This window comes from Microbispora sp. H10836 (genome assembly GCF_012999525.1).
Classification (GTDB): domain Bacteria; phylum Actinomycetota; class Actinomycetes; order Streptosporangiales; family Streptosporangiaceae; genus Microbispora.
This window is the reverse complement of record NZ_JABBWU010000039.1, coordinates 1-26,380: the sequence shown is the minus strand read 5'-3', so window position 1 is coordinate 26,380 and position 26,380 is coordinate 1. Positions and strand designations below refer to the sequence as shown.

The window sequence follows — 26,380 nt, the reverse complement described above, 5'->3', positions numbered from 1 at the left end:
CTCGAAGGAATCGACGATGATGTCCACCTACTCCGACGACGCGCGGGTAGACGCGCCGACACCGGGATCGGCCGCGCCGCGGGACTCGCGCAGGTTGCTCGCCTCGACCTTCCTCGGCACGACGATCGAGTGGTACGACTTCCTGGTCTACGGCTTCCTCGCCCCGGTCGCCCTGGACGTCCTGTTCTTCCCGAAGCTCAGCCCGCTGGCCGGGACGGTCGCCGCATTCGGCGTGTTCGCCGTCGGGTTCCTCGCCCGCCCCCTCGGCGGGGTCGTCTTCGGACACCTCGGGGACCGGTTCGGCCGCAAACCGATCATGATCTGGACGATGGCCGTGGCGGGCGCGGCCACGACGGCCATGGGTCTGCTGCCCACCTACGCCACGCTCGGGCTGGCCGCCCCCCTCACGCTCGTAGTGCTGCGGTTCGTGCAGGGCTTCGCGCTCGGCGGAGAGTCCGCAGCCGGACCACTGCTGGCGGCGGAGAGCGCTCCCGGAGGCAGGCGCGGGCTGTTCGCCGCGATCGTGCAGAGCGGCGCGGCCGGCGGGTCCGTCCTGGGCGCCGGCGTAGTGCTCGTGGTGGGCCTCCTGCCCCGCGAGATCCTGCTGAGCTGGGGGTGGCGGCTACCCTTCCTCGCCAGCGCGCTCATCTTCCTGGTCGGGCTCTACATGCGTGTCCGGGTCGCCGAGTCCCCGGCGTTCACGCGTGCCATCACGGCCAGAGGGACCGCACGACTACCGATCGCCATCGTCCTGCGCAGTCACAAGCTCGCCACGCTGCGCGTCCTGCTGACCGCCATCGCCGAGTCCTCGATCTTCTACTTCACCGCGATCTTCGGACTGTCCTACATCACCGGCACCCTGCAGCTCAGCCCCGTCCTCCCGCTACTGGGGATCGTAATCGGCAACGGCCTCGGCGTGCTGACGAACCCGCTGTTCGGGTGGCTCAGCGACCGAGTCGGCCGACGGCCGCTGCTCGTGCTCGCCTACGTGCTGGGGTGCATTTACGTCGCGGCGCTGTTCTTCCCACTGCTGCGGACCGCCGATCCGGCACTGGTGGTGCTCGCCATGGCGATACCGGGCGCCATCCTGCAGCCGATGTCGTTGGCGGTCACCGGCAGCTTCTACCCGGAACAGTTCGACGACGCCCGGGTGCGGCTCTCCGGCGTCGCTCTTGGCCGCCAGATCGGCACCGTCCTGGGCGGCGGCCTACTACCCGTGATCTCCGCAGGTCTGGTCGCCGCCACCGGCGGCCTGACCGCGTCGCTGAGCTACTACGCCGTCCTGTGCGCCTTCGGGATCGGAGCGGTGCTGTGCTCCCAGGAGAGCGCTCGGAGCGAGCTGCCCTGAACCCAAGTCAGGCTTCGGTTCGACCCGTCAAACATGAGACGGCCCGCAAGGTGTTCAACCTGTGACCCCCCGCCCCTGCCCCTGCCCCGGAGGTTCCGCATGTCCGTGTCCGACCTGGTGACTGGCGAGGCCACCACCTTGCTCCACATCGGGGGACGTGACGTCCCCACACCGGAGACACTCCCGGTCCACGATCCTGCGGCCCCGTCGCGGATCGTGGGTCGGATGGCCGCCGCCACCCCCGCCCACGCGTCGGACGCCGTCGCCGCCGCCCACGCCGCCTTCCCGGCGTGGGCGCGTCGGTCGGCCCCCGAGCGCGCCGCGGCGCTGACCGCGGCGCTGGATGCGCTGCCAGCCCTCGCGGCCGAGTCCGCCGCGACCCTGACCGCGGAGAACGGCAAGGTCCTCGGCGAGTCACACGCCGACCTGGCCGTGTTCGACATGCGGTGCCGCCACGCCACGAGCCTCGCGGACTCGTTCGAGACGCGGACCGTGCTTCCGGCGCCGCCCTTCGACACCGAGGTGCTGCGGCTGCCGATCGGTGTAGTGACAGTGGTTGTGCCGTTCAACTGGCCGCTGGCCATCCTGGCGGCGAGCATGCCCTACGCCCTGGTCGCGGGGAACACCGTCGTGGTCAAGCCGCCGCCGACGACCCCGCTGTCGGTGGTCCGCACCGTCCGCGCCGTCGCCGAGCAGTTGCCGCCCGGCGTGCTCAACGTGGTCACGGGCACCAACGAGGCCGTCGAGCCCCTGCTCACCGACCCGCGGGTCCAACACGTAGTCTTCACGGGCAGCACCGGCGGCGGCCGCGCCGTCATGGCGTTGGCGGCGCAGTCGCTGGCCGGGGTGACCCTGGAGCTGGGCGGCAACGACCCGGCGATCCTGCTCGACGACGTGAACCTCGACGAGAAGACGGTGTCTGCGCTGGTCAATGCGACCTTCATGACCAGTGGCCAGGTGTGCATGGCCGTCAAGCGGCTCTACGTGCCCCGCTCCCGCTACGTCGAGACGGTCGACGCGCTCGGCGCCGCCCTCGACCGGCAGAGCGTGGGGGCCGGCACGGACCCGGGCGCGACGATGGGGCCGCTGCACACCGCCGCGGGTCGGGACCGCGTCGTGGCGATGCTCGACCAGGCACGGGCGCGCGGCGCCGAGGTCCGCGAGTTCGGCACCGTGGCGGCGTCCGCGACAGCGGACGGGTACTTCCTGCGCCCATCTCTGGTGCTGGACCCGGCACCGGAGCTCGCGGTGGTCGTCGACGAGCAGTTCGGGCCCACCCTGCCGGTGCTGCCCTACGACGACGTCGACCGGCTCGTCACCAGCCTGGACGACGAGTGGTCCGGCCTGTGCTCGTCGGTCTGGTCCGCCGATCCGGACCGCGCGCGGGATGTCGCGCGACGGATGCGAACGGGCACCACTTGGGTGAACCAGGCCAACGCCACCGCCGCCGACGACCGGGCCCCCTTCGGCGGCTTCCGGCAGAGCGGCATCGGCCGCGAGATGGGGCAGGAGGGGCTCCACGCGTTCACCGAGCCCCACGTCGTGACCAGCCCCGCGGGCTGATCATCCGTGGCAGCGGGCGGCGCCGACCTCGGTCGGCGCCGCCCGTTCCGCGCGTCCGGATCAGTCGGCCACGGCGCCCGCGGCGATCCGCCGAGGGACCTCGACGCGGCAGTAGTCGAGGAAGGCCCGCACCTTGTCCGGCAGCCGCATGCCCGTCGGGTAGGCCGCGATCATCACACGGGGACGGACGGGCTCGCGGATCGGCCGGGTCACGACGCGCGAGCCGGCGTAGGTGCGCGGGTTGCGGGGCCGCTGGACGAGGACGGCGTACCCGAGCCCCTGGCCCACCAGGCACCGGGTGGTCTCGAAGCTGCGGGTCCGGTAGGCCACGAGCGGTTCCAGGCCGATGTCGCTGACCATCTCGACCCAGTGGTCCCGGCTCGGGGACACGTCGAAGAGGACCATCGGCTCGACGGCGAGGTCACGCAGGCTCACTGCCTCCTGGTCCGCGAGCGCGTGTCGCTCAGGCAGCACCACGTGCGGGAGGACGTCGGCCAGCGGCTCGACGTCGAACCCGACGTGGCACGCCGCGGATGGAAAGCAGGAATGAGAACCAGACAATCGCCAATAAGCGTCAAGGCCTGAGCAGCCCGGAGCGTCTGGAGAATCGTCGGCCGGGGCCAGTGCCGATCCAGACCGCGAAGGCATTCGTCGCCTGGACTCAGCCTCACCCCGCTCCGCCAGCCGGTGCCGGGTCCGTCTTGGTGGGCAGGTCGGCGACGGGACGCTCGGCGGTGTCGGCGTTGAGCTCCATGCGGTGACCTCCGGCCGATCGACGGCCGGCTCTCGCGGACTTCGATACGAGGCCTACATGAGCTGCGTCAATTGTCTCGGGTGCGATCGGCGCGATGCCCGTCGCAGCGACCCGACGGCGACCGCTTGACTGACGGTCGACGGGTCAACGACACCCGCCGTCTACATCGTCCAAGTGATCGAGAGGTATCGAGGCCATGGGTTCTGAGAGCTTGGAAGCCGCCATCCAGCGGGCCGGCGGTGTGGTGGAGTTGCTCCGCAACTCCCCAGTACGCCCCCACACGTTCCCGGTCGCGCCCGAGTTCACCAACTGGCGGTCCGAGCAGGCAGCCTGGCGTACCTCTTGCGCTCTATTGGATCAGTCCCATCACATGACCGATCTCTTCATTCAGGGGACGGACGCGCTGAAACTGCTGATGGACTTCGGTGTGAACAGCTTCGCGGACTTCGTGCCGGGGAAGGCCAAGCAGTACGTCGCGGTCAACGGCGACGGCTACCTCATCGGTGACGCGATCCTCTTCTACCTTGAGGATGACCTCTTCGACGTCGTCGGCCACCCGACCGTCATCAATTGGCTGCAGTACAACATCGAGGTCGGCGACTACGACGTGACCTCGGAACGCGACGACAACTCCTATGACCGCAAGGCGGGTCCGCCCAAGCTCTACCGCTACGAGCTGCAGGGACCGACCTCGACCGGCCTGCTCGAGAAGCTCACCGGCGGGCCACTCCCCCAAGTCAAGTTCTTCAACATGACGGAGTTCGTCATCGCCGGTCACCGCGTTCGCGCCCTCCGCCATGGCATGGCGGGTCAGCCGGGATTCGAGCTGTTCGGCCCATGGGAGCAGGGACAGGCTGTCCTCGACGCCATCCTCGAGGTCGGCGCCGAGTTCAGCCTCGTTCGCGCCGGTGCCAAGGCGTACTCCACCTCGAACCTTGAGTCGGGGTGGATCCCGTCGCCGCCCCCGGCTGTCTTCGGCGATGACATGAGGGCCTACCGAGAGTGGCTGCCGGCCGACGCCATCGGGGCTCTCGGCGGCAGCTTCGATGCCGCCGACATCAGCGACTACTACGTGACGCCATACGACCTCGGTTATGGCAGGACCGTCAAGTTCGACCACGACTTCCTGGGGCGCGAGGCGCTGGAGCAGAAGGCCGCCGAGCAGACGCGAACCAAGGTGACACTCGTCTGGAACGCCGACGACGTGGCGGCGGCGGTCCGATCGCTGTTCGAGCCCGGCCTGCCGGCGAAGTACATCGAGCTGCCCAAGTCCCGTTACGCCCTCTATCACGTCGACAAGGTCCTCAAGGACGGCGTGCTGGTGGGCTTGTCCATGGACCTCGGATACATCGCCAACGAGCATGCCTATGTCTCCCTCGCCACGGTCGACGTCGAGCACGCCGAGCCGGGCACCGAGGTCGTCGTGGTGTGGGGTGAGGATCCCAACAGTCGCAAGCCCGCGGTCGAACCTCACCGGCAGGTTGAGATTCGCGCCACTGTCGCCCCGGCACCGTTCGTCCAGGAGGTCCGCGACCACTATCGCGCTTCTTGAGGTGCGGCGAGCGCGCCACCTCGGCAACGCCTGGCGCGCCCCCCGGCAACATCCGGGGCCTGCACATTTTCACGTTCAACGAGCTCGAGGGCACCGAGAAGCGGCGACGCGCTCTGCGTGCCCGGCTCGGACTCGCCCCAGCAGCTCGCGAGCAGGAAAGGACACCCCATGGCATCGCATCAGTCGCGCCCAGAAGAGGGCCGGCTCATCGTGCAGGGCGAGGACCGGCCCGGCATCGTCTCGGCCGTCTCCTCAGCGCTCACCAGCGTGGGTGCGAACATCGTCTCGCTCGACCAGTACTCCTCGGACCCCGGAGGCGGCCGCTTCTTCCAGCGGACGGTCTTCCACCTGGTCGACCTGTCGAACCGCCTTCAGGAACTCGGCAAGATCCTGGACGCCCGGCTCGGCGAGGAACTGGGCCTGACATGGCGGTTGGTAGAGGCGCGCAAGCCCAAGCGCGTAGGGATTCTCGCCTCGAAGGCGGATCACTGCCTGCTCGACCTGCTGTGGCGTCAGCGCCGCGGCGAGATCCCGATGACCGTGCCCATGGTGATCTCGAACCACCCCGACCTCGGCGACGACGTACGGCAGTTCGGCATCCCCTTCATTCATGTCCCGGTGACCAAGGACACCAAGGCCGAGGCGGAGAAGGAGCACCTGAATCTGCTCAAGGGCAACGTGGATGTCGTCGTCCTCGCGCGGTACATGCAGATCCTCTCGGGCGACTTCCTCGACGAGATCGGCGTACCCGTCATCAACATCCACCACTCGTTCCTTCCGGCCTTCATCGGTGCGGGGCCGTACCAGAAGGCCAAGGAGCGCGGGGTCAAGCTCGTCGGCGCGACCGCGCACTACGTCACCGAGGACCTCGACGAGGGCCCCATCATCGAGCAGGACGTTGTCCGGGTCAGTCACGAGCACACGACGGCCGACCTGCAGCGCCGGGGCGCCGACGTCGAGCGCCAGGTGCTCTCCCGCGCAGTGGCCTGGCACTGCGAGGACCGCATCATCCGTGACGGCAACACCACCGTCATCTTCTGACCGGGCACATCAACACAGTCATGAGGAGATCGAAATGACTTCTGCGCGCGACTCGGTCCTTGTCATCAGCGCCCATGCCGGCGACTTCGTCTGGCGGGCCGGCGGCGCGATCGCTCTCACCACGTCCAGGGGCGGACGTGCGATGGTGGTCTGTCTCAGTTACGGCGAGCGCGGCGAGTCCGCCCGCGCCTGGCGTGAGGGCAAGAACCTCCAGGAGATCAAGGCCATCCGCCGGGCCGAGGCCGAGGCGGCGGCCGACATCCTAGGAGCGGAGATTCGTTTCCTCGACGCCGGTGACTATCCGCTGCTGGAGTCCCAGGAGCTCGTGGACCAGTTGGTCCACGTCTACCGGGAGACCGAGCCGACACTGGTGCTGACTCACACCCTGGTGGACCCCTACAACGGCGATCACCCCGCGGCGGCGCGGATGGCGATCCAGGCCAGAATCCTGGCCCAGGCGGTCGGATATGAAGCTCCGGGTGCCCCCTTGGGAGCCCCTCCTGTGTTCAGTTTCGAGCCGCACCAATCAGAGATGTCGCAGTTCCATCCGGATGTGTTGCTCGACATCACCGACGTCTTCGAGATCAAGCGCAAGGCGATGGAGTCGCTGCCCGCTCAGCAGCACATGTGGAGTTACTACACCGACCTCGCCACCCGTCGCGGCGTCCAGGTCAAGCGGAACGCCGGCCCTAACCTCGGCATCTCGGACGGCACCAAGGGCGAGGCGTACATGAGGCACTACCCGCACGTAACAGATCGGCTGAACTGAACATGCGAAACATCGTCGTCACCGGACCGCCCCGCGCCGACCAGGATCTCGTCCGGCGCCTCGGCGAACTCGGGACCGCCACCGTCCACGAAGCACAGGGCAGGTCCGGATTCCTCGGCCCCGCCTTCAGACCGGCATGGGCAGGCGCACGAAGGGCCGGCACCGCGGTCACGGCCCTGTGCTGGCCAGGCGACAACACCATGATCCATGTCGCGGTCGAGCAGTGCCAGGCAGGCGATCTCCTGGTTGTGGCCACCACCTCGCCGAGCACGGATGGCCTGTTCGGCGAGCTCTTCGCCACCGCCCTCCAGACGAGAGGAGTCCGAGGCGTCGTCCTGGGATGCGGGGTCCGCGATGTCGCCGAGCTTCGTGAGCTGGGCTTCCCGGCATGGTCGACCACGGTGAGCGCGCAAGGGACGGTCAAGGCGACCCTAGGGGCGGTGAACGTGCCCATCGTGCTCGGCGGACAGCGGATCCGGCCGGGAGACGCCGTGGTGGCCGACGACGACGGTGTCGTTGTCGTGCCCCGGACCGAGGTTCCCGCCGTGCACCGGGCCGCCGAAGCCCGGATCGCCAAGGAGGAGGCCACCCGTGCCGCCTTCCGGGCAGGCGAGCTGGGGCTCGACCGCTACGGCATGCGCGAGCGACTGGCGGCCCAGGGACTTGAATACGTCGCCTGGTCAGACCTGGACGATCCCGACAACCCCTGACACCTAAGCCGCGCGGTCCGGCGGCACCCGAACGCGCGTAATCCTGAGGAGATGACGGATGCCCGGCGAGATCCTGGACGGTACGGCCACAGCGGCAGCGATCTATGATCGCCTCACAGCCGAGGTCGGTGAGTTCCTCGCGAAATACGGCAGGCGACCGCTCCTGGCCACCGTGCTGGTGGGAGACGATCCCGCGTCCCACACCTACGTCAAGATGAAGGCGAACCGCTGCCGCGAGGTCGGCATGCTCTCGCGAAGGATCGAGCTGCCCGAGGCCACCACCACCGAGGAACTCGTCGCCACGATCACCTCGCTGTCCGCTGATCTCGAGGTCGACGGCATCCTGCTCCAGCACCCCGTCCCTCCGCAGATCGACGAGCGTGCCGCGTTCGAGGCGATCGCTCCGGGAAAGGATGTGGACGGAGTGACGAGGACGTCGTTCGCGATGATGTCCTTCGACGAAGGGGGCTTCCGCTCGGCCACTCCGGGAGGGATTCTGGCCCTCCTTGACGCGTACGAGGTGCCGATCTCCGGCAGACACGCTGTGGTGGTGGGACGGAGTGCCATCCTGGGCAGGCCGGTCGGCATGCTGCTACTGGCGCGGGACGCCACGGTCACCTTCTGTCACTCGCGCACGCCGGATCTGGCCGAGCAGGTCGCTCGGGCGGACATCATCGTCGCCGCGGTCGGCAGACCGGAGCTGATCAAGGGTGAGTGGATCAAACCGGGCGCCGTCGTTGTGGATGCCGGATACAACCCCGGCAACGTCGGCGACGTCGAGTACGAGGCGGCCCGCCGGCATGCCAGCCTGATCACGCCTGTACCCGGTGGTGTCGGGCCAATGACGATCGCCACGCTGCTCGATCAGACCATGCGGGCCGCCGAGGCCCACCAGACCCAGTCGGACAGACCCCTCGTCGGCTCGCTCGCCGGGGAGGTGCGGTGATGGAGTTCCTCGTCCGGTTCGAGGCCAATCCGCCCGCGGACATGCCGGCGGAGGAACGTGACCGGCTGCGCAGCCAGGAACGGCAGCGCGCGGCCGAGTTGCGCGCGGCGGGCGTCCTGATCCGCCTCTGGCGGGTACCGGGCACCCGCGGAGTGGTGGGGCTGTGGAGCGCCGCGGACGCCACCGAGCTCCATGACGCGCTGGCCTCTCTCCCCATGTTTCCGTGGATCAGCGCCACCGTCGAACCACTCGCCACGCATCCACAGGAACGCTGACACGATACTGAGTACGCGTCTACGTCATTTGTCCTAGACGAGCCGGCCTCATTGTCTCCAGTCCGCGCCGCACGTCATTGCTAGGTTCCGATGTCGAAGGGAAGGGCCGGGCGCGTCTCTCCCGCGCCGGGAGAGGGCGAATGTTCTGGCCAACCTGGCCCTTCGCGGTCCCCGGCGACGGGTGGGAAGGGGATCAGGAATTGAAGAGGTCCCACGAGATCGGCCCTGCTCGCGCCGGGCGCCGAGACGGCCATATCACTCTCACGCCCTCGCACCCGAAGGAAGAGATGAAGATCGACGACCTCATCGCCATCGACGTCCACACTCACGTCCTGGCGTCAACGCATAATCCCACCCGGGGCGGCGAGTCGGACAAGCTCTCCGGCACATTCGGCAACATTCCCGAGCTGACCGTCCCGGAGCTCGCCGCTTACTATCGCGAGCGGAGAATGGCTGCGGTCGTTTTCACCGTCGACAGCCCGGCACGTACTGGGCGAGGCCCGACGGTGTCCAACGAGGAGATTGCCGGGCTCGCCGCCGATGCCTCGGACGTGCTCATTCCCTTCGCGAGCATCGACCCGCACCGCGGCGCGGAAGGCGTCGCGGCCGCCAGGAGGCTGATCGAGGACTTCGGCGTGCGTGGATTCAAGTTCCACCCGAGTGACCAGGGCTTCTACCCCAACGACCGACTCGCCTACCCGCTCTACGAAGTGATCGCCGAGGCTGGGATCCCGGCCCTCTTCCACAGCGGCCAGACAGGCGTGGGCGCGGGCCAGCGTGGAGGCGGTGGCATCCGGCTCAAGTACAGCAATCCCCTGCACCTCGACGACGTCGCCGTCGACTTCCCCGACATGCCGATCATCATCGCCCACCCGTCGTTCCCCTGGCAGGACGAGGCTCTCGCCGTGGCCGGGCACAAGCCGCAGGTCTATATCGACCTGTCCGGCTGGTCGCCCAAGTACTTCCCTGACAGTCTCGTCGCCCAGGTCAACTCACTGCTCAAGCACAAGGTCCTGTTCGGCTCGGACTTCCCGGCCATCACGCCGGACCGCTGGCTCGGGGACTTCGCGAAACTCCCCATCAAGGACGAGGTCCGGCCGCTCGTCCTCCGCGACAACGCAGCGCGCCTCTTCGGAATGGAAAAGAAGTAATGGACACGGGATTCGCCACCATCATCGAGCAGGTAGCCAGCGCCGTGCCCGGCCGTACGGCGATCTCCACGCCCGTTCGCGCCTTCAGCTACCGGGAGTTCGACGAGCGGGCTGCGCGCCTCGCTACGGTGTTCAGGCAGGCGGGCCTGGGCGAGGGGGACAAGGTCGCCTGCTACCTCTACAACGTCCCGGCCTACCTCGAAACGGTCTTCGCCGCTATGAAGATCGGTGCTGTTCCCGTCAACGCGAACTACCGCTACACGGGCGGCGAACTGGCGGCGCTGCTCAACGACGCCGACGCCAAGGCCCTGGTATTCAGCGACAGCCTCGCCGACAACGTCGTAGGCATCACCGGCCAGGTCCCCACCCTCGCACTCGTTCTCCGCGCCGGAGGCTCCGCAGAACACGATGAGTTCGAGCGTGCCATCGCGAGCGCTTCGCCACACCCCCGCGAAGAACGTCCCGGCACCGACCAGCTCTTCATGTACACGGGAGGGACGACGGGACGTCCGAAGGGCGTGATCTGGCGGCAGCGCGATCTTTTGCACTCGCTGGCCGTGCCCGTATACCAGCCCGTGGGCGTCGAGCTCCCCTCGACCCTGGATGAGGCAGTCAAGGCGGCGATCCTCGCAGGTGACGACCGGCTGCCCGTCACCATGCCCGCGGTGCCGCTGATGCACGGCACGGGGTTCTTCAATACTCTGGGCACCATGTTGCTCGGCGGTCACGTGGTCCTCGCGGGCGGGACCCGGCTCGACCCCGCGGCCGTGTGGAGGCAGGTCGGCGCCCAGCGCGTAAAGACGATCATCATCGCCGGCAACGCCGTCGCGACCCCGCTCCTCGACGAGCTGGATCGACTTCGCTCGCAGGGACTGAGCTACGACCTGTCCTCCCTCACTCACGTGCTGACCTCGGGCACAGCGCTCAGTGACGGGCTGAAGCGACGCCTGCACGAGGCTGCGGACCTGACCATCACCGATGCCATCGGGTCCAGCGAGGGCGGCCCATTCGCGTTCGCCATCACGACCTCGGCCGACGATCTGCCCTCACGCTTCCTGCCCATCCCGTCGACCAAGGTGTTCGATGACGACGACGCCGAGGTGGAGCCCGGCAGCGGCCGCGCCGGTATGCTCGCCTACAGCGGACCCTCACCACTCGGTTACTACAAGGATTCCGCGAAGACCGCGACGACCTTCCGAACCATCAAAGGTGTCCGGTATTCCATCCCGGGAGACCGGGTCATGGTCAACATGGACGGCTCGGTCCGCTTCCTCGGCAGGGACTCCGGCGTGATCAACAGCGGCGGTGAGAAGGTTCACCCTCAGGAAGTCGAAGAGGTGCTCCTCGAACATCCGGCCGTGCGTGACTGTGTCGTGGTCGGCACTCCGGACGAGACGTGGGGGGAGAAGGTAGCGGCGGTCGTCGCCACGGGTTCGCAGGCCGTGCGGGACGAGGAGTTGCGTGACTGGGTAAGGACGCGACTCGCCGGCTACAAGGTACCGCGCACGATCGTGATGGTGCCGGAGCTTCCCAGGACACCAACCGGAAAGATCGAAGTTGCCTGGGCCAAGGAGCGGGTTCGTGAATGAGTCGACGCCGGCCGACGCCGCCCACGCGGCGGATGCCTGGTGGGACGCCGCTCCCGTCGGCCTGGCGGAGGTGGCGCCGGACGGCGTCTTGGTACGGCTCAACGCAACGGGGCGGGCCATCCTCGGGTCCGCCTGGCAATTGGGGAGCCCTTCACCCTTCCCCTTCGATTCGGCAGGCCATGCGGTAGGCGATGCCGAGCGGTCGGTCGAGTGCACGGTGGGGGACGGGTGCCTGGCCGTGATCACCTACCGGCTGGGCGCGTTGCCGAGCGGCTTCGTCGTCACCTTCCGCGACGTCACCCTGCAGCGTCGTCAGCAACGTCATGTGGCGGCAGTCGCGGCCACGGCCGCGAGTGTCGCGTCCGAACGTTCCCTCGAGGTCTCACTGGGCGCCATCGCACGCGAGGTGGCGCAGGCCGACGGGCTCTCCGGTGTGCAGATCCTGGCGGCAGACCGGCGTAAGGACCCGGGGCTTCGGGTCATGGGATCGGCGGGCTTCCCGCACTCGGAAGAGTTCTTCGAGTTGCTCATGCTCTGCCGCGAACGAGGCGCCTCCCTCAAGATGCTGGAGGCCTTCGAAACCGGCGAACCGGTTGTGGTGCGAAACCGGTATACCGCAGTGCTGGCGGACCCGGCGTGGGGCCCGCTCCATGACTACCTGCGCACGCCCCCGTGGTCAGACTTCGCCTCGATTCCCCTGCGGGCGAACCATCGCACCGTCGGCGTCCTGAACGCCTTCTTCAACCCCAGCCAGCACGTCACCGACGAGGTGCTCGCGTTCCTGTCCACCATGGCGGATCAAGCATCACTGGCGATCGACTACGCCGAACTCCTGGAACGTCAGCGGCAGGACGCTGGACGAGCGGAGCGTCAGCGGCTGGCTCGGGAGCTTCACGACTCCGTCGTTCAGCAGGTGTTCTCGATCGGCATGCAGACCGAGGCGCTCAAGCTGCTTTCCAATCGCGGCGGCCAGCCCAGCTGGGCGCGGGTGGCCCCGGTCGCCCAGGAACTGGAGGACATCACCAGGTCGGTGCTCCAGGACCTGCGCGGCCTGATCGCCCAACTCCATCCCGCACCACTCGCGGCCAACGGCCTGAGCAGGGCTCTGACCGATCTCGTCCTGGCCACGCAGCGACGTTCCTGCGTCCAGGTGGCGCTCGACTGCCCGACGAAGTTCGACAAGCTGCCGGAGGACCTCGCCGAGGACGTCTACTTCGTCATCGCGGAGGCTCTTCACAATGCCGTCAAGCACGCGGCGGCCCGCTCGGTGACGATCACAATCAGGCGAGGACCGCAGGAGCAGCTCGTAGCCGATGTCGTCGACGATGGCCGCGGGTTTCCGGCCACCAGCGGAGAAGAGGGGGGCTACGGCTTGACGAGCATGCGAGAACGCGCGAAGACCTGGCGGGGAGAACTCATCATCGGACCGGGAGACAGGAGTGGGACCGCCGTCCGGCTGCTGATCCCCGCCGCGCCGAATCATTTCAGCAGCCCGATTGGAACACTCTCGTGACCGGCAACGACGCAGCGATCCTCAAGGTCCTGGTGGTCGACGATCACACGGTCGTACGGCGCGGCATCACCAGCTACTTCGACCTCCTCGACGACATCGAACTCGTCGACGAGGCCTACGACGGGCGCAACGCGCTGGACAAGCTCGCCGCGCTCTCGGCCTACGACTCACTGCCCGACGTCGTGCTCATGGACCTGCTGATGCCGCGTATGGACGGCATCGCGGCAACGGCCGAGATCCGAAGGCGTTATCCGGCGGTCGCCGTCGTCGTCATGACCAGCTTCGGCGAAACCCAGCGCGTCCACGCCGCCCTGGAGGCCGGCGCCACCGGCTACCTGCTCAAAGACGCGGGCCCGGCAGAGGTCGCGGCGGCCGTTCGGGCCGCCTTCCGGGACGAGGTCTTCATCGACCCCGCCGTCGCGCGTGCGCTGACCAGGGAAATGGTCGCGCCGCCCACCGGGACCGCGACCCTCACCGACCGGGAACGTACAGTCCTCATCCTCGTAGCCGAAGGCAAGTCCAACCGCGAGATCGCCAGAGAGCTGGACATCAGCGAGCGCACGGCACGCACCCACGTGAGCAACATGCTGACCAAGCTCAGGCTCCAGTCGAGGACCCAAGCCGCCCTGCTCGCCATCAAGGAGGGGCTCGTCAACCCCTCCTGACGGCCCCGCCGCCGGCTACGTCATTTGTCTCGGCCGGCCTCGCTGGATTCGGAGGCGGCATCCAGTCATTGGTCAGATCTCCGAGCAGGCACCGGCCCCTAGCGTCTTCCATGAACTGCACGTCAGAACCTCATGGAGGACGTATGGAGGGCACCTTCCTCAACGGTCGGGTGGCCATCGTCACAGGTGCCGGTCGCGGGCTCGGCCGATCTTACGCGCACGCCCTGGCCGCCGCGGGCGCCGCTGTGGTGATCAACGACCTCGACGGCGACGTCGCCGAGGCGTGTGTCGAGAGCATCATCAGCCGCGGCGGACGCGCGGTGGCCGAGGTTGCCCCGGTCGGCAGCAGCCGGGTGGCCGACCAGCTCGTGCATCGGGCACGATCGGAATTCGGCCGCCTCGACATCATGGTGACCAACGCCGGCGCCCTGCGCGACAAGACGCTCCGCAACACCAGCGACGAAGACTTCGACCTCGTCGTGAACAGCCACCTGCGTGGGACCTTCACGTGCGGACGAGCCGCCGTGGAAGCCTTTCGCGAGCAGCGCGAGGGCGGCCGGCTCATCCTGGTCGGTTCCCCTGCGGGACAACGAGCCAGCTTCGGGCAGACCGCCTACTCCGCGTCGAAGGGCGCCATCGTCGCCATGATGCGCACCTGGGCAGCCGAGTGCCGCAAGATCGACGTCACCGTGAACGCGATTATTCCTACGGCCCTCACCAGGATGGTCGCGACCATCCCCGGCCTGGCCCCGCTGGTCGAGCAGGTCGAGCGCGGTGAGCCTATCGATCCCAAGATCAGGCGGGTCGGCCTCGGCACTCCCGACGACGTGGCACCCCTCGTCGTCTGGCTGGCGTCGTCACGCGCCGCAGCCGTCACGGGTCAGGCCATCGCCGTGGGCGGCGATCGGATCGGCTTCTGGACCCATCCAAGCGAGACCGGCTACCACTACCACGACGGCGGCTGGTCGGTCCCCAGCATCGACGAGCTCTTCACCAGCAGCGGTGCCGAGCTGCAGGACTACATGCCTTCCCCACTTGATTTCTGATTGGAGGAGCCGATGAGCACCCTTTCAACCGCAACCGACCCCTATCGTGTCGACGGTGTCGCCGACGCCCTCGCACTGCCGCTGGGTCAGGTACTCGGCCACAGCTCATGGGTCGAGATCACTCAGGAACAGGTCAACCAGTTCGCCCAGGCCACCGGCGACCACCAGTGGATCCACGTGGACGTCGAGGGGGCCAAGGACGGCCCGTTCGGTGGAACGGTCGCGCACGGATACCTGACCCTCTCGTTGATCCCCAGCCTGCTTCCAGAGGCTCTCGAGTTGCGGGGATTCTCCATGGGCGTCAACTACGGATGTGACCGCGTCCGCTTTCCCGCGCCGGTGCCCGTGGGCAGCCGGCTGCGTGCCTCCGTGGTAGCCGACGCGGTTACCGAGGTCGCCGGCGGTGTCCAGCTCACACTCACGCTGACGTTCGAGCTCGAAGGCGGAGGGAAGCCGGCGTGCGTCGCCACCATCGTGATCAGGCAGTACCCGTGAGCGCGACCATGTAAAGGCAGACCTGGGGCCGCGCAGGACACGTACGTCTCCGACATCGCTCACGCCCGACGTGGCGCGCGCCCAACCGGCTCTGCGGCTCGCTCAGCCGGCGGTGAACCGGATGACGCTGATTCGGCTGATCCAATCCCTGCCCGACCCCCCGAACCCAACAGCGGACCCAGGGTGTTGGGCGTGGACGACTTCGCCCTTCGCGGTCGCACCTACGGGAGGATCCTGATCGAAACCACCACCAGTCGGCCGGTCGACATGCTGCCCGAGCGGTCAGCCGATGCGCTGGCCGCCTGGCTGGGTACACATCTTGGGGTGCAGTCGTCTACCGGGACAGGGCCGGCTGCTACGCCGACGGCGCCGCCCGCGGTGCACCCCAGGCCATCGAAGTCGCCGACCGATGGCACGTGTGGAAACCTCGGCGACGCCGTCGAGCGCACCATCACCAAGCACCGCGCCCACCTACGGGAGCTGGCGGCCGTCACCCCGCCGGACGAGGCACCCGCGCCGGCACCGGTCACCATCCCACCTGCAGATGAGTCCGCTCGCCGGCGCCACCCACCGTCCGCCAGGCCGCCGGGTGCTTCCTCCGCCAGCTCGGCACCCTGGAGGCCGCCGAACACCACATCTGCAGGTATTGATCACAGCCTGCCCGGCCCTTGCCACGGTCCGCGAGCTCGGCTGGGACGTGTGCGAGGTGGCCGGCGGGCACGAGGCCATGGTGACCGCGCCGGACGAGTTGACCGCGACCCTTCTGCATCTCGCCGCTGTACCCGGAGACGCGGCTGAACGCCGCCCCGACCTTTCGCCGCCATTACGCGACAGATGACGTAGGCGACCTGCGCAGATCGGTCACCGAAGCTCATCGTTGCACCGATCCAGGAGTGAGGCCCCCGTCACTACGGTCACAGCATGAAAGACACCCGAGAAGGGGCTGTGCCGCACACCGAAGCACGCCGCTCAGCCTCCGAGGGGCTGGTCGTGGACGAGGCTTGTGTCCGGTACGGCGCTTCGACACAGGTCCTGACCACCGTATCCCTGACGGTTGCACCTGGCGAGGTCGTAGCCCTGGTCGGCGCCAACGGTGCCGGCAAGACGACGCTCGCGCGAACCGTCACGGGAATGCTGGGCTTCCACGGTGGCCGGGTGACGCAGGGACGAGTGCACTGGGCCGGCCAGGACACGACCACCTGGTCGGCGCCGCGCATGGTGCGATCCGGCGTCAGCCAGACGCTCGAGGGCCGCCGGGTCTTCGCCGACCTCACCGTCGACCAGAACCTGGTCGCGGGAGGCATGACCCAGCGCGATCGCAAAGCCCTACGAGAGCGGAGGGAGTGGCTCTTCGAGCTGTTTCCCCGACTCAAAGAGCGATATCAGCAACAGGCCGGACTCCTCTCGGGCGGAGAGCAGCAGATGCTTGCGCTGGCGCGAGCGCTCATGCAGTTCCCGCGCCTCATCGTCCTCGACGAGCCGTCACTCGGTCTCGCTCCCAAGATCGTAATGCAGATCGCGTCCACAGTGAAAGCCATCCGCGAGGCCGGCACCAGTGTGCTCCTGATCGAGCAGAACGCCACCATGGCGCTCTCCATCGCGGACCACGGCTACGTGCTGGCGCACGGAAAGGTGACTCGTTCCGGCCCTGGTAGGGAGCTCCTGGCCGACAAGGACATCCAGACGTTCTACCTGGGGCTTTCCGAGGACGACGCCAACCGCCAAGCGGAGCTGGATCGAGCGGTAGGAGCGGCGGACGCATGAACGAAAAGAAACCACTGCTCGAAGTGAGCAACGTGAGCCTGCGATTCGGCGGAGTGACAGCGCTCGACGGGATCAGCTTCGCGGTGGAGCACGGAGAGTTCTTCGCGATCATCGGGCCGAACGGCGCAGGAAAGACAAGCCTCCTCAATGTGCTCAACGGCTTCTACCGGCCTCAGCAGGGCGAGGTCGCCCTCGACGGCCACTCATTGATCGGCCGACGGCCGTCGACCATCGCCTCCTTGGGGGTCGCACGGACCTTCCAGAACCTCGCCCTGTTCGACGAGCTCACGGTCCTGGAGAACGTCGTGCTCGGCCGCCACCACCTCATGCGATCGGGGATCCTGTCCGGAGCATTCTGGTGGGGCCGGGCGCGCAAGGAGGAGTACGCGGCACGGCGCGAATGCCTGCCGCTGCTCGAAATGACAGGACTGGACGGCATTGCCGGCAGACCTGTGCGCGATCTGCCCTACGGGGTGAAGAAGCGGGTTGAGCTGGCTCGCGCGCTGGCGCTGAAGCCTCGCCTGCTCCTGCTCGACGAGCCCGTGGCAGGGATGAACGCGACGGAGAGCAACGAGCTGGCCAGCTGGGTGCAGACCGCGCAGCGTCAGCTCGACCTCACCGTAGTGATGATCGAGCACGACATGGCGCTGGTCCGCCGGGTGGCCGATCGCGCCCTCGTCATCGACTTCGGACAGGTCGTCTGCCTCGAAGCGCCGGACCTGGCCATGCGCGACCCGCGCGTCGTCCGTGCCTATCTCGGCGGAACGGATGACGCCCTCGTCCACGCCGCCGTTCGGGGGGACTCCCGGTCGCCCAACCCTCAGGAAGGACCACAATGACCGAGAACGCCCAGATCCTCGCCTCAGGAGTGGCCGCAGGCTGCGTCCTGGCCCTAGTGGCGCTGGGCTTCGTGATCGTAAGCAAGGCGACCGGTGTCCTCAATATCGCCCAGGGCGGGTTCGTCGCCCTGGGCGCGTACCTCACCTACTCAGGCCAAGAGATCTTGAATCTACCGTTCTGGCCCGCAGTCCTTCTCGCCACCGTACTCGTGGCCGTGGTGGCGGCCGTGCTCGAGGCCACCATCGTCCATCGGGTCGCGCTCCAAGGCCTCTACCCTCCGATCCTCGTCACCTTCGGGATCTCCATCGTCGTCCCGGCGGTGATCGCGGGGGTGTGGGGCACAGCCCAGCTCACCCTGCACGACCCGTGGGGTCTTGCCAAGGTCAGCATCGGAAGCCTGAGCATCGGTCAGCGAGATCTGGCGGTCGTGGTGGTGACGCTGGTCGTGCTCGCGCTCTTCGTGCTGTTTTTCCGCTTCTCACGCCTCGGCCTGGCGATGCAGGCCGCCGCCGAGGATCCCGAGGCGGCGATGGCCCAGGGGATCAGTGACCGGCTCGTGCACCGCCTGGCCTGGGCCATCTCCGGCGCACTCGGAGCGATCGCGGGCTCCCTCCTCGCCACCACCGGAGGCGGCGGAGTGCGTCCGGGCATGGAGGTCCTCGCGCTGCTCGCCCTGCCTGTGATCATTTTCGGCGGTCTCACCTCGCCGACCGGCGCCGTGGTCGCGGGCCTCGTCATCGGCGTAGTCCAGCAGTTCGCCGTCGTCCGCCTTCCAGACGCGGTAGGCGACGGGTTCCACGAGGTCGTGCCCTACCTGCTGATGCTCGCCATGCTGCTCGTTCGACCGCAGGGCCTCTTCGGTTCCGCTCAGGCCAGGAGAATCTGATGACTTCCGCGACAGTGGCCGGCAACGGCACCCCTATCCTCGTCCCCCGGCTGACATCCAGCCGGGGAACGAGAGTCCTCATCAGTCTGGGGCTCCTCGCCGTCGTCACGATCCCGCTCAACGTGGGCAGCTCGTACTGGCTGGGTGTACTCAACGCCGCGGGTGTGGCTGCCATCGCGGCCACGGGACTCAACGTACTCACCGGGTATGCCGGACAGCTTTCCCTGGGGCACGCGTTCTTCGTGGGCGTCGGGGCGTTCACCGGTCAGTACGTCGGCGGAGCGCTCGGGTTGCCCATGATCCTCTGGCTCCCCGCCGCAGGACTCCTGGCCGCCGTCGCCGGTGCAGTCATCGCGCCGTTCGCACTGCGGCTGAGAGGTCCGTACCTGGCCATCGTCTCGCTGAGCCTCGTGTTCATCGGGATCTACGCCGCCCGGAATCTCGGCTCGGTCACAGGCGGCTTCAACGGCACGGTCGTCACCGCGCACGCCTCGCTCGGCCCTGCCGACTTCGAGCGGCTCCAGATCACCAGCCTGCTCTTCGCCCGCGAGCAAGGCATGTTCATCCTCATCTGGTCCGTCCTGGCCCTGACGCTGCTGGTCGTCGCCAACGTCATGAGGACCCGGAGCGGCCGCGCCATGCAGGCGACGCGCGACCATGACATCGCCGCCGAGGTCCTCGGAGTGCGCATGCTGCGCACCCAGGTCAACGCGTTCGTCCTGGCCAGCGGCATCGCCGGGATCGCCGGTGGGCTCCTCGCGGCGAACCTCCAGTACATCCGGCCCGAGAACTTCGACGTCGCCCTGTCGGTGCAGTACTTGGCGATCATTGTCATCGGCGGTCTCGGCACCCTCTCCGGACCGGTTCTCGGCTCTCTGTTCGTCAGCCTGGTCCCGGTGGCAGTCGATGCGCTGGCGGACTCCCTGCCCTTCATGTCCGAAGCGGGCGGCTCGGGCCTGAGCACCACGGACCTGACCCTGATCCTCTACGGATCGCTCATCGTCCTCTTCCTGACGCTTGAGCCCCGAGGGCTGGTCCACGTTATCCGCCGCGTACGGGCGCGTCTGGCCGGCGTCGCTCGTCACAAGTCCACGGCGGCAGTCGGCAAATGAAAGGAACGATCCTCATGTCTCCTCGCTCGCACCGGCTCGCGGCCGTGTCAGCACTGCTGACCATCGTGGCCACCAGCATGGGCTGCGCCGCCCAAACGACCTCGGGAAACAGTGGTGCCGCCGGCGGCCCCTCGGCGGTGCCCGGCTTCGATCCCCAGGCCGGGACGATCAAAGTGGGCAATGTCCTCGCGCTGAGCGGACCGATCTCCGCGACCGCCAAGGAGCAACTGGTGGGTCAGCAGGCGTGGTTCGACAAGGTCAACGCCGCCGGCGGCATCGCGGGAAAGTACAGGGTCCAGGTGGTGACCGCGGACAACCAGTACAACCCACAGCTCGCCGTCCAGGCCTATCAGAAGATCGCCGGCGACGTCGTGATGCTGTCCGGAGTGCTGGGCTCCCCCTCGGTGAACGCTCTCGTCCCGATCCTCGACCGAAGCTCCGGGATCATGGTCCCAAGCGCCCAGGACTCCCACCTGCGCACCATTCCCGCGGTTCTCCCGCCCTTCTCCTCGTACCAGACCAACGTCGTCAACGCCGTCTCCTACCTCGTCAAGACGTCCCCCACCATGGCCAAGGCCCGCTACTGCGCGCTGGTGATGGACAGCGAGTGGGGCAAGGCCGATACCGACGCGGTGACGTTCATCACCAAAGCCGTAGGTGCCCCACTCGGGATTGTGACGAAGTTCGCACCCCTGGACACCGCCTTCACCGCTCAGATCAGCGAACTCAAGCGCGACGAATGTGACGTGGTCGTGTTCGGCGGTGCCGCCAACAACCTGCCTTCCGTCGTCGCCGCAGCCACCCAACTGGACTTCCAGCCGCAGTGGATCGCCGAGTTCATTGCCAACTCCACCGCGTTCAAGAAGTCACCGATCGCGGAGTACCTGACAAAGCATGTCCTGTTCACCGGGCCAGGAGCCAAGCTCGACGACACCTCCGTCGAAGGCATCCGCGTCCTGCGCGAGGCCCTGGGGCAGACCGAGATCACGGTTCAACACGTCTATGGATACATGCAGGCACTCGCCACGACCCAGCTGCTGGAGAAGGCCGTAAAGAACGGCGACCTGAGCGGCGCAGGTCTGCGGCGGGCCAGCACGGAGCTCGACAAGCTCACCTTCCAGGGCCTCGGCGGCGAAGTGAAGCTCGGAGCACCCGCTGACCGCGTGCTGCCCCGCACGAGCACGATCTATGCCTACGACGTGGCCGCACCCTCCGGACTGAGCGCGGTCGCCGTCCAGTACCAGGCGCCCGAGGGCTCCAGTCCCGACTTCTGAAGCCATGCCTGCTCCTGACCCGCCTCAGCGCACGGCCATCTCGCCGCGGGTGCACCGACAGCCGATCGATCTCCGGGAAGAGCCGATCGACCTGCTGGTGCGCCTGCGGGACCGCCCCTACCTTGTCGGGCTCCTGGGCCGCTGGCACGCCAGATGCCCGATCATCACCTGGAATCCGGCGAAGGTGGCGGACGAATCCGAAGACCCCTTCATGCTGGTCGACGATGTGCCGGACACCCACACGACGGAGGACGCGTTCGGCGGCGGATGGCTGGGAGCCTGGGGCTACCAGCTCGGCGGCGCACTGGAGGCTCTCGGTCCCGCACCGGCCCGGCCGGTGCCCCAGCCTCTCCACCGTCTGGCCTTCTACGACCTGGTGCTCGTCCTCCGTGAAGGTCGATGGTGGCTGGAACAGCTCATCGGCCTCCACGAGGAATCCGAGGAACGCGACCGGCGTACCCGGTTCATCGAGGACCTCGCGTCTGCCTGCGGCGAGCCGCGCCCGTACCGGCTGGGGTCGTTCCGCCCGATTCCGGGCGAGCAAGACCACGTCGGTGCTGTTCAACGCACCCAGAAGGCCATCAGGGCGGGTGACCTGTTCCAGGCGAACGTCACCATGCGTCTGGAGGCGGACCTGAACGGCGGGGCCATCGATCTGTTCGCCCGTGGCGTGCGAAGGCTCCGGCCGGAGTTCGCCGCCTTCCTCGGCTGGCCCGACGGCCAGATCGCGAGCTTCTCACCCGAACTCTTCCTGCGACGGTACGGCCGGCAGGTGATGACCTCGCCCATCAAGGGCACCGCGCCGGCCACAAGCGATCCCGGCGTTCTGGCCACCTCCGCCAAGGACCGCGCCGAGAACGTGATGATCGTGGACCTCATGCGCAACGATCTGGCCCGGATCTGCCGCCCGGGGAGCGTAGAAGTGCCGGCCCTGAATCGGATCGAGGCGCACTCGGTGCAGCATCTCGTCTCCGACGTCAGCGGACTCCTTGACGAGGGTGTCACCGACGGTGATCTCCTGCGCGCCACCTTCCCACCCGGGTCGGTCACCGGAGCCCCCAAGGTGGCGGCCATGAGGCTGTGCAACGAAGTGGAGACAACCGCACGCGAGGCCTACACCGGCGCCATCGGCTACGTCAGTCCAGTGGCCGGCTGCGAGCTCTCCGTGACGATCCGCACCTTCGAGATCGCCGCCGCTCGAATCTGGCTCGGGGTGGGTGGCGGCATCACGATGCTGTCCGACCCCGGAGCCGAATTGGAGGAGTGCTTCGTCAAGGCGGCTCCGCTAATGACGGCGGTCGGTGGCACCGTCGAGCGGGGCGCGGCCCGAGAGCCCGAGGTGGCCAACGCGGGCACCCCTCTGAATCCCCCGCTGCGATCAAGGTGGCGGCCTGCCTTACCTGATTGGCCGCCGAACATGGAGCGCCCCCGTGTCCTGATCATCGACAATTACGACTCCTTCGTCCACAACCTGGCTCACTACGTAAAACAGGCCGGAGCCTCCGCCTGGGTCGTACGCAACGACGCCATGACGATGGAGCAGGTCATGACCCTGCGGCGGCGGGGTCTGGTGACACACGTGCTGATCTCCCCTGGTCCTGGCGCACCTGCTGACGCAGGCATCATCGTGCCGTTGATTACTGCGCTGGCGCCGACGACGCCCGTGCTCGGGGTCTGCCTGGGGCATCAGGCGATCGCGGAGGCCTTCGGGGGCAAGGTTGTCCTTGCGCGCACCGCAGTACATGGACGCCCCGACCGGCTCCGCCACGACGGCCGGGGCGTACTCGCTCGGATGCCGCAAGACGTAACGGTGGCGCGCTACCACTCACTCGCTGTCGACCCGACGTCCCTGCCCCGATGGCTGGAGCCGACCAGCTGGTGCGAGGACGGAGAGCTCATGGGCGTGAGACACAGGCTGTACTCACACGTCGAGGGCGTCCAATGGCACCCCGAGTCGATCCTCACCAACCGCGGCCAGGACGTCATTCGGTCATTCATCACCACAAGAGCCGGCGCCGCCGGCATTCGGCATCGAGCTCCAGACGGGAAGTCCGCATGAAGCTGCAACCTCGCGCTCAGCGACTGCTCGATCGGCTGGCCGACGGCCCGCCACTCGTACGCGGCGTCGTCAACGTCACGCCGGGCTCCTTCTCCGACGAGGGCCGAAACACCGACACCAGTTTCACCGTGCGGCACGCGCTGCGACCGGCGTACGAGGGCACCGATCTCCTCGATATCGATCCAGGGACCAGTCTGGCTCTGCATGAGCCACAGCTCGCATCCGCGTGTCCCTGGGCGTCGTGCCGTCGGACGATGACAGGAGCTCTCACCCGCGACTGTCGGGGACCTACGGCGAATGACCCGCACGATCCGGCCCGATTGCTAGCGGACACGCTGTTCTCCAGTTGAGCGGCCAGATTTCTCCAGGCTGATGGCCATCGAAATTCCTGGTGTGGTCACCGGAATTCCTGGTGGGTGGCCAGGTCGTTCTCCTGGTGGGCGGTCAGGTCAATGGGACCACCCCGCGTCCGGATAGGGCCTCGGCGAGGCGGTGGGAGTCGCCGCTGGTCTCCACGAGGTGGGCGTGGTGCATCAGCCGGTCGACGGTCGCGGTGGCGAGCGTCTTGGGCATGATCGTGTCGAAGCCGGGCGGGTGGATGTTGCTGGTGACGGCGACCGAGCGGCGTTCGTAGGCGGCGTCGACGAGGCGGTAGAACGCCTCGGCGGTGTCGTGGCTGACCGGGAGCAGCCCGATGTCGTCGATCACGATGACGTCGCTGCGGCAGATCCTGGTGATCGCGCGGGAGACCGACCCGTCGATCTTGGCTCGGCTGATGGCGGCGCTGAGCGACTCCAGGGTGAACCAGGCCACCCGTAGGTCTTTCTCGATCGCCAGGTGTGAGATCGCCTCGGCGAAGTGGGACTTGCCGGTCCCGGACGGGCCGGCGATCACCAGGTTCTCCGCGACACATGACGGGGGCGCGAGACGGCGCAGGAGACTGGAGGATTGCCACCGCGCGAAGCTGCGACATGGAGTTCCAGATTCCTAGCTGGTTCTGCCTGCCAGGCAGCTTCATGTCGGCGACAATCTGCACATCAGCGGTTGCAATGAGCAACAGAGGGTGGGCCCCACGCTGTCTCACCCACACTGCTATGAAGGATGTCGAGGCGGAGTGAACCATCCCTGGGCCATCTACCTGCGGGCGTACCTGGGTGTTCGGATTCAGCGCGCCCGAACAGCCCCAACGCGTGGAGCCTCAGCCGTTGAGTGGGTGATCATCACGGCCATCATCGCCGGCGTCGCGCTGGGCTTGGCCACGTTGATCAAGACAGTGGTGGAGCAGAAGCAGGGCGAGCTCCAGAACACCCTCGGGGGCGGCAGCACGGACAGCTGACCGGCTACCGCCCATTTCCCACGACGGTCGCGCCGCCCCAAGATTGGGTTCGGGTCAGCGTCCGCCCGGCCATACCGCCGCTCTGCAGGCACCCCACCTGACACGCTTGTCCGCACCGATCTGCCCCTGGCACAGCTTGAAGACCTTGACCGATCCGAACAGGGAACTGTCGGTAGCACAGCCGCCCTGCGGCGCCCGCACCTCGAACGGCTTGCGCGCGTCGACGGGATTGTCGTTGTGCCACACGGCCTTGTAGGCCACGTTGTCCTTCCTGCCGTCGCAGACCTTGATCGTCGATCGATCCACCGGAACGCTCACGCGGCCGTCGCCATAAGCATCGCTCCAGCCTGGCGCGCTGGCCCAGGCCGATCCGACCGTCCCCATAACCAGCGCCCCGGCCAGCAGCGCGACGGACAACCCTGCCCTCGATGCCATGTCTCCCCCGTTGATCCTTGACAGCCATCCCTACTCTAAGTAATCAATCCTGCACTTCAAGCATTCACGTTGGCGTTTCTGACAACCCAAGCGCCCTCTCTTGGCCGCCGTACAGCCGGGCCACTGCGATCGCTCTGATGAGGGACGTGAGGAATGCTGTACGAGCGCGGTAGCCGGGGGTCACCGAATCATGCCGTAGCGGTCGTGCTGTCTCCCGAGCCGCCACTTGCGAGCATTTCGGCGATCCGATGGAGCACCTGATTGAGCTGTTCGGGCGGCAGCGCGAGATCGAGCACATGAGCGGTTACGGTGATGTCCGACTGTGTGATTCGGTACGGCATAGCGGCGGGACCGCCCGCGGCGTATACGAGATGCCCGTCTCGGATGCCCAGTGCGGTGCAGTAGGAGATGAGCTGGAACAAGTGGCTGGTGGGAGGCGGTCCGCCCAGCTCCCGATACTTCGCGTCGATCACGGCCGCCGGGCGCCCTCCACCGTAGGCGACGATGTCAGGCCGGAAGAGCACACTGCCGCCGCGGTCGAGGCGGTGGTGCCCTTGCTGCCCTGCACAGCGCAGGCCGTATGGCTGCAGAAGCTCGGTCAGCCGGGTCGTGAGGAACCGCTCGAAGATCTCGGCTGAGGTTCCCCCCGTAGCACGGACACCTGTGGTGTGGTCACTCGATGGTGTCTGAGGGCAGGTAGAGGCTCTCGAACGTGACGGGGCTGTGCATTCCGATACTGGAATGACGACGGTATGGATTACACCAGCATTCGATCCATTCGAATATGGCGTTGGCGAGCTCTTCGCGGGTTTCCCAGGTCCGGGTATCGAGCAGTTCGAGCTGCATCGTCCCCCAGAACGATTCCATCATGGCATTGTCGTAACAATCGCCGACCGTGCCCATCGAGCCGAGCAGCCCGGCGTCCCGCAGACGCTTTCCAAACGCCCAGGACGTGTACTGCGTGCCGTGGTCGGAATGCAGAATAGTCGATTCCCGGTTCGGATTACGCCTCGCCACGGCCATCGCGAGCGCTCCGACTACCAGATCGGTATCCTGACGCGAATCGATGGACCAGCCGATGATGCGCCGTGAATAGGCGTCCATGACGGCCGCGCAGAACAGCCTTCCCGCGCGGCTGGGATGTTCGGTGATGTCGGTCAGCCACAGCACATCGGGGGCCTCGACGGTGAAGCGGCGCTGCACCAGGTCCTCCTCGGTGGCCTGGTTCACCAGGTTGCGGCGGCCCTTGCGCCGGTA

26 protein-coding genes are annotated in these 26,380 nt (G+C 67.5%); 21 read left to right on the top strand and 5 right to left on the bottom strand.

The annotated features are described in order from the left end of the window. Positions 1-16 precede the first annotated feature (16 nt). The gene (locus tag HHX30_RS39385; protein ID WP_169989042.1) at positions 17-1,348 is read left to right on the top strand and encodes an MFS transporter; all 1,332 of its coding nucleotides are present in this window, start codon (positions 17-19) and stop codon (positions 1,346-1,348) included. Positions 1,349-1,447: 99 nt separating this feature from the next. After that, the gene (locus HHX30_RS39380) at positions 1,448-2,911 is read left to right on the top strand and encodes an aldehyde dehydrogenase family protein (RefSeq protein WP_169989041.1); all 1,464 of its coding nucleotides are present in this window, start codon (positions 1,448-1,450) and stop codon (positions 2,909-2,911) included. Between the two features lie 60 nt (positions 2,912-2,971). Here HHX30_RS39380 and HHX30_RS39375 read toward each other — a convergent pair whose 3' ends face one another. Beyond that, the gene (locus HHX30_RS39375) at positions 2,972-3,559 is read right to left on the bottom strand and encodes a LysR substrate-binding domain-containing protein (RefSeq protein ID WP_249350980.1); all 588 of its coding nucleotides are present in this window, start codon (positions 3,557-3,559) and stop codon (positions 2,972-2,974) included. 302 nt (positions 3,560-3,861) lie between these two features. Between HHX30_RS39375 and HHX30_RS39370 the strand changes: the two genes are divergently transcribed. The 18 genes from HHX30_RS39370 (at position 3,862) to HHX30_RS39285 (ending at position 23,352) form a co-directional block, all read left to right on the top strand. Beyond that, on the top strand, positions 3,862-5,217 hold the full coding sequence (locus HHX30_RS39370; RefSeq protein ID WP_169989039.1) for an aminomethyl transferase family protein: 1,356 nt from the start codon (positions 3,862-3,864) through the stop codon (positions 5,215-5,217). Between the two features lie 168 nt (positions 5,218-5,385). Further along, the gene (purU, locus tag HHX30_RS39365; protein ID WP_169989038.1) at positions 5,386-6,258 is read left to right on the top strand and encodes a formyltetrahydrofolate deformylase; all 873 of its coding nucleotides are present in this window, start codon (positions 5,386-5,388) and stop codon (positions 6,256-6,258) included. Positions 6,259-6,292: 34 nt separating this feature from the next. After that, positions 6,293-7,027 carry a PIG-L deacetylase family protein gene (locus tag HHX30_RS39360; RefSeq protein WP_169989037.1) on the top strand — a complete coding sequence of 245 codons (735 nt, stop codon included), beginning with the start codon at positions 6,293-6,295 and terminating at the stop codon, positions 7,025-7,027. A gap of 2 nt (positions 7,028-7,029) precedes the next feature. Then, on the top strand, positions 7,030-7,737 hold the full coding sequence (locus HHX30_RS39355) for a 4-carboxy-4-hydroxy-2-oxoadipate aldolase/oxaloacetate decarboxylase (RefSeq protein WP_169989036.1): 708 nt from the start codon (positions 7,030-7,032) through the stop codon (positions 7,735-7,737). A 58-nt stretch (positions 7,738-7,795) separates the two neighbouring features. After that, the gene (locus HHX30_RS39350) at positions 7,796-8,683 is read left to right on the top strand and encodes a bifunctional 5,10-methylenetetrahydrofolate dehydrogenase/5,10-methenyltetrahydrofolate cyclohydrolase (RefSeq protein ID WP_169989035.1); all 888 of its coding nucleotides are present in this window, start codon (positions 7,796-7,798) and stop codon (positions 8,681-8,683) included. Then, positions 8,683-8,958: a muconolactone Delta-isomerase gene (locus tag HHX30_RS39345; RefSeq protein WP_169989034.1), complete on the top strand. Its 276-nt coding sequence runs from the start codon at positions 8,683-8,685 to the stop codon at positions 8,956-8,958. Before HHX30_RS39350 ends, HHX30_RS39345 begins: the two co-directional genes overlap by 1 nt. Before the next feature lie 287 nt (positions 8,959-9,245). Next, entirely contained in the window at positions 9,246-10,109 is an 864-nt protein-coding gene (locus HHX30_RS39340; protein WP_169989033.1) for an amidohydrolase family protein, read from the top strand. Next, complete coding sequence (locus HHX30_RS39335) at positions 10,109-11,698, top strand: AMP-binding protein (RefSeq protein WP_169989032.1); 1,590 nt, start codon at positions 10,109-10,111, stop codon at positions 11,696-11,698. The genes HHX30_RS39340 and HHX30_RS39335 overlap by 1 nt, the downstream gene beginning before the upstream one ends. Then, positions 11,691-13,211 carry a GAF domain-containing sensor histidine kinase gene (locus HHX30_RS39330; protein ID WP_169989031.1) on the top strand — a complete coding sequence of 507 codons (1,521 nt, stop codon included), beginning with the start codon at positions 11,691-11,693 and terminating at the stop codon, positions 13,209-13,211. Before HHX30_RS39335 ends, HHX30_RS39330 begins: the two co-directional genes overlap by 8 nt. Further along, positions 13,208-13,876 (top strand): response regulator transcription factor, encoded by a 669-nt coding sequence (locus HHX30_RS39325; protein ID WP_169989030.1) that lies wholly within the window; start codon positions 13,208-13,210, stop codon positions 13,874-13,876. The genes HHX30_RS39330 and HHX30_RS39325 overlap by 4 nt, the downstream gene beginning before the upstream one ends. 143 nt (positions 13,877-14,019) lie before the next feature. Then, positions 14,020-14,922: an SDR family NAD(P)-dependent oxidoreductase gene (locus HHX30_RS39320; RefSeq protein WP_169989029.1), complete on the top strand. Its 903-nt coding sequence runs from the start codon at positions 14,020-14,022 to the stop codon at positions 14,920-14,922. A 12-nt stretch (positions 14,923-14,934) separates the two neighbouring features. Continuing rightward, on the top strand, positions 14,935-15,417 hold the full coding sequence (locus tag HHX30_RS39315; RefSeq protein WP_169989028.1) for a MaoC family dehydratase: 483 nt from the start codon (positions 14,935-14,937) through the stop codon (positions 15,415-15,417). Between the two features lie 921 nt (positions 15,418-16,338). Then, positions 16,339-17,181, top strand: coding sequence for an ABC transporter ATP-binding protein (locus tag HHX30_RS39310; RefSeq protein WP_169989027.1), 843 nt, complete (start codon positions 16,339-16,341; stop codon positions 17,179-17,181). Beyond that, the gene (locus HHX30_RS39305) at positions 17,178-18,020 is read left to right on the top strand and encodes an ABC transporter ATP-binding protein (protein ID WP_169989026.1); all 843 of its coding nucleotides are present in this window, start codon (positions 17,178-17,180) and stop codon (positions 18,018-18,020) included. The genes HHX30_RS39310 and HHX30_RS39305 overlap by 4 nt, the downstream gene beginning before the upstream one ends. Next, entirely contained in the window at positions 18,017-18,907 is an 891-nt protein-coding gene (locus HHX30_RS39300) for a branched-chain amino acid ABC transporter permease (RefSeq protein WP_169989025.1), read from the top strand. The genes HHX30_RS39305 and HHX30_RS39300 overlap by 4 nt, the downstream gene beginning before the upstream one ends. Further along, complete coding sequence (locus HHX30_RS39295; protein WP_169989024.1) at positions 18,907-20,019, top strand: branched-chain amino acid ABC transporter permease; 1,113 nt, start codon at positions 18,907-18,909, stop codon at positions 20,017-20,019. The genes HHX30_RS39300 and HHX30_RS39295 overlap by 1 nt, the downstream gene beginning before the upstream one ends. After that, entirely contained in the window at positions 20,016-21,293 is a 1,278-nt protein-coding gene (locus tag HHX30_RS39290) for an ABC transporter substrate-binding protein (RefSeq protein ID WP_169989023.1), read from the top strand. The genes HHX30_RS39295 and HHX30_RS39290 overlap by 4 nt, the downstream gene beginning before the upstream one ends. 4 nt (positions 21,294-21,297) lie before the next feature. Further along, positions 21,298-23,352, top strand: coding sequence for a chorismate-binding protein (locus HHX30_RS39285; protein WP_169989022.1), 2,055 nt, complete (start codon positions 21,298-21,300; stop codon positions 23,350-23,352). 444 nt (positions 23,353-23,796) lie between these two features. Here HHX30_RS39285 and HHX30_RS39280 read toward each other — a convergent pair whose 3' ends face one another. Next, complete coding sequence (locus HHX30_RS39280) at positions 23,797-24,246, bottom strand: ATP-binding protein (protein ID WP_311923040.1); 450 nt, start codon at positions 24,244-24,246, stop codon at positions 23,797-23,799. Between the two features lie 319 nt (positions 24,247-24,565). Here HHX30_RS39280 and HHX30_RS43050 point away from each other — a divergent pair, with 319 nt between their 5' ends. After that, complete coding sequence (locus tag HHX30_RS43050) at positions 24,566-24,688, top strand: hypothetical protein (RefSeq protein WP_283246997.1); 123 nt, start codon at positions 24,566-24,568, stop codon at positions 24,686-24,688. Between the two features lie 54 nt (positions 24,689-24,742). Here the strand turns inward: HHX30_RS43050 and HHX30_RS39270 are convergent, their stop codons facing one another. From HHX30_RS39270 to HHX30_RS39260, 3 genes are all read right to left on the bottom strand, one after another. Further along, positions 24,743-25,105: a hypothetical protein gene (locus tag HHX30_RS39270; RefSeq protein ID WP_169989020.1), complete on the bottom strand. Its 363-nt coding sequence runs from the start codon at positions 25,103-25,105 to the stop codon at positions 24,743-24,745. Between the two features lie 206 nt (positions 25,106-25,311). Then, entirely contained in the window at positions 25,312-25,752 is a 441-nt protein-coding gene (locus HHX30_RS39265; protein WP_311923043.1) for a 5-methylcytosine restriction system specificity protein McrC, read from the bottom strand. A 43-nt stretch (positions 25,753-25,795) separates the two neighbouring features. Beyond that, a partial coding sequence (locus HHX30_RS39260) for an IS3 family transposase (protein ID WP_169989019.1) occupies positions 25,796-26,380 on the bottom strand: 585 nt, incomplete at its 5' end.